The sequence below is a fragment of the Ruminococcus sp. AM31-15AC genome (assembly GCF_003462045.1).
Lineage (GTDB): Bacteria > Bacillota > Clostridia > Oscillospirales > Ruminococcaceae > Hominimerdicola > Hominimerdicola aceti.
This window is the reverse complement of sequence record NZ_QTYG01000095.1, coordinates 1-3,045: the sequence shown is the minus strand read 5'-3', so window position 1 is coordinate 3,045 and position 3,045 is coordinate 1. Positions and strand designations below refer to the sequence as shown.

The window sequence follows — 3,045 nt, the reverse complement described above, 5'->3', positions numbered from 1 at the left end:
ATACACCTATTAAACTGTTTTTCTGTACATTGTTTTATATGCTTGGTACGCTTGCCATGATCGGCGGAGTGTACTTTGGTATATCGCTTGTTGTTACAAGGTTTATACCAACCAAAAGTAATAGACTTGTACTTAGATGCTTTATGTATGTAATTCAGATAGTGTTGTTTCTTCTTGTTTTTATAGGAGGTTTTGAAAATTATTTTTCGGTTTACGGTATTAGTTCTTATTCGGACGACATTAAAGCAATAAAAAGTGATTATGTAATGATGGTGAACTCTGCAAAGGATATGTTTTCAGATACTGAAACGCTTAAAGATGTACACTTCGATACTATGTCGTACTTATACTTTGAAAACCAAGGAAGAAATGCTGTGTATATTGATGCCGTTGACGATAACGATCGTTATACAAAACTTATGATTTCTCCCGGTGACAAATCAAAGATTGATTTCTCGGCGTTTTATGACGTAACTTATTATCCTAATACGATGACGATAAGTAGTTTAAATATTGTAGGAGAATATGACGCTACAGAAGAAGCCGAAAAAAAAGAGCAAAATGAAATTACGGAGTTATTAAATGAATTGCTTGACATGGATATAGAAATAACTCTTGAAGTAGATGAAAAAGGAACAGTATTTATTAATCGTCCGCATATACCTTATTATGATGATAAAGAAGATATTGGGGTTGTTCCTCTTGATCGTAGCATCAGTCTGTATGTAAAAAGAGATGGAGAATTTTATGGAAATTGGGACTTCTCAAAGAAAGAGTGGATTAATAAACTGACTTTCTTAAAAAGTAATAGAAAGTATGGAAATTATGAAATAATACTTGCTTTCGGATACAATGAAACAACAGGAGAATATACTCCCATTAGTAACACGATTGAATACACGGTTAAATAATAAGGAGGAAAAACAATGACCCAATTCACAAAATCATTTCTATGGAGATTTATACTAGATATAATTCTACTTGGAATTTTCGTAAGACTTTTGCAGAACATTATCTTGGCGATTCTGTCAAGAAGTATGGAAACTTATTCGACCCCGTTTCTAGTTATTGAAGCAGTTGTCGTATCGGCAATCAGTATGCTATTTATCTGTTTTATTACATACTGGAATATCGGCGTTATTTCAAAGAAAGGTTGTAATGATTATCCGACTGATTCGGATAAATGGTTCAGAATTTTGCGTTCATCAATAACGGGATAAATTTGATCTCAACCATTATCACTTTCATTCAATGGATGGGAAAAGTAGCCGAACAAAACGCCAGACTAGACAGGTACGCTGAGAATACATATCTTACAGAGGCGGTGGAGCGTTCTAGACGGCAGATAAGTAGTATTTGGATTTTGGCACGTTTATGTACAAAAAAAGCAAAGCCCGTGATGAACAGGCTTTGCTTTTTGCACATAAAATATATTATTTTACCAAGTAATGTAGAATGGTGGTATCTGTGCGGAAGTGGTGGAGTATGAATAGACTAACATACATCGCTGCGACACGATCATAAACAATTGGCTTGCCGATAGACAATGCTGCTTCTCGGTTATATCCTCTAAGTCGATAAGGTTTGTTAAGATCCTCCTTGAGCTTTCTCTTGCAACGTTTAAACTCGTTCTTGATTTTCTGAACGTATTCTGCACGCTTCGCAGGATCATTTTCCATTTCTTTTAAAACTGCGTAATAGGTATTCTGTGCACATATTGCTCGACAGTAATGAAGTGCATCTGGAACTCGTGCTTCGGCCTTTGTTAACAAAAAATCACTACCTTTCTCCTCTGCTTCTCTAATGTATTCTTTTAGCTTTTCCACTGCAACAATTCCTTTCAATACAGTACGATTATGCTTGCCACCCTTTCCAATACTAAAAATGTGGACAGTTTCGCAATCAATGAATTTTATATCTTTGATTTTCAACTGAGCAAGCTCGTTGCGCCTTAAACCAGTTAGTAACCCTAAATCACGAGCTTTTTCTCCCAATTTAGTATTATACTTCATTGGCTCGACTTTAAGACAAACCCCGTGGCGAATTGGGTGTTCATAATCACCCATGTATTTTCCGAAAGTTTTACAAACAGAAGCCAAGTAATCATGAATAGTGTTGCTGCTCCTGTTTCTTTCCTTTAAATCATCGACGAATTCTTGGATATGCTTTTCGGCTTCTTTTAAAGTTAGATATGAAGTGTAATATTTTTTCGCAAGAAAGTGACAAAACTGAATATTGCCTTCAATGTAGTCTATTTTGGTCCTTTTTGCGAAAATCTTCCACTTGAAGCAATTGATACGGTTGCAGATGTCATTGATCTCTTCTTTTGATTTTCCCTCCAATGCAAGTTTCTCCCTAACATTTTTTCGTTTTGAAATTGTCCAAATCTTGTACTGATGTTTGCTTTCCTTGAAAGCAGCCATTCCATTGAGTTTCTTGATTATAAGTGTCCTCAACGTGTACGTACCTACTTCTACTTTTATATTTTTTCCCTCTACACAAACTGTGATTTTATTAGTTTTATTCATAGTAATAACTCCTTTATTTTTTAGTAAAATTAAAAGCACTTGTTAAGTGGCTCAAAGTGCCAAAACTAGGATTGTTCCCAGTTCAAATGAAGCAAGATATCAATAACTGACACCTTTTTTAAGTGCCTTTCAGCCTTAGCACAATGGAGGCTGTGTCCAACTCAACGTTTGTAATGTGTTGAACCACCTGACTTCTTTGCAGCGGAAGTCGCGCTTGCGTTTTCCATATGGGAACGCATCCCATTCGATCTTTAAAGTGAACCGATCCACTTGGCTTCGTTGCGGCGGAAGCCCTCGCCCGCATATGCTGGAAGAAATATGCGTTTCTTTTGGCAATATTTTTAAGTTCTACAGATGTTTTTTACCTCATTAAAAAGATCAGTATTCTTATATAATCATTAAATTTACTGATTTTTTATAATGTATTTCAAAACATAAACCACTTTTTAGGAAACAAAAAAGCACACATTTTTTATCGACAAATGTGCGCTTCAAATTTTTTTATAAAAAAAGAGTC

General features: G+C 35.2%; 2 protein-coding genes. One reads left to right on the top strand and one right to left on the bottom strand.

Features of this window, described 5'->3' with window-relative positions:
• Positions 1 to 911 (top strand): hypothetical protein (locus tag DW793_RS13925; RefSeq protein ID WP_181988393.1); only part of this gene is annotated, 911 nt, incomplete at its 5' end.
• 522 nt (positions 912 to 1,433) lie between these two features.
• Here DW793_RS13925 and DW793_RS13915 read toward each other — a convergent pair.
• Positions 1,434 to 2,528: a tyrosine-type recombinase/integrase gene (locus tag DW793_RS13915; protein ID WP_117876730.1), complete on the bottom strand. Its 1,095-nt coding sequence runs from the start codon at positions 2,526 to 2,528 to the stop codon at positions 1,434 to 1,436.
• Between the last annotated feature and the right edge of the window lie 517 nt (positions 2,529 to 3,045).

Excerpts from the sequence above, each read along its gene's own strand:
- DW793_RS13915 (WP_117876730.1), bottom strand. The coding sequence starts at position 2,528 with ATGAATAAAACTAATAAAATCACAGTTTGTGTAGAGGGAAAAAATATA.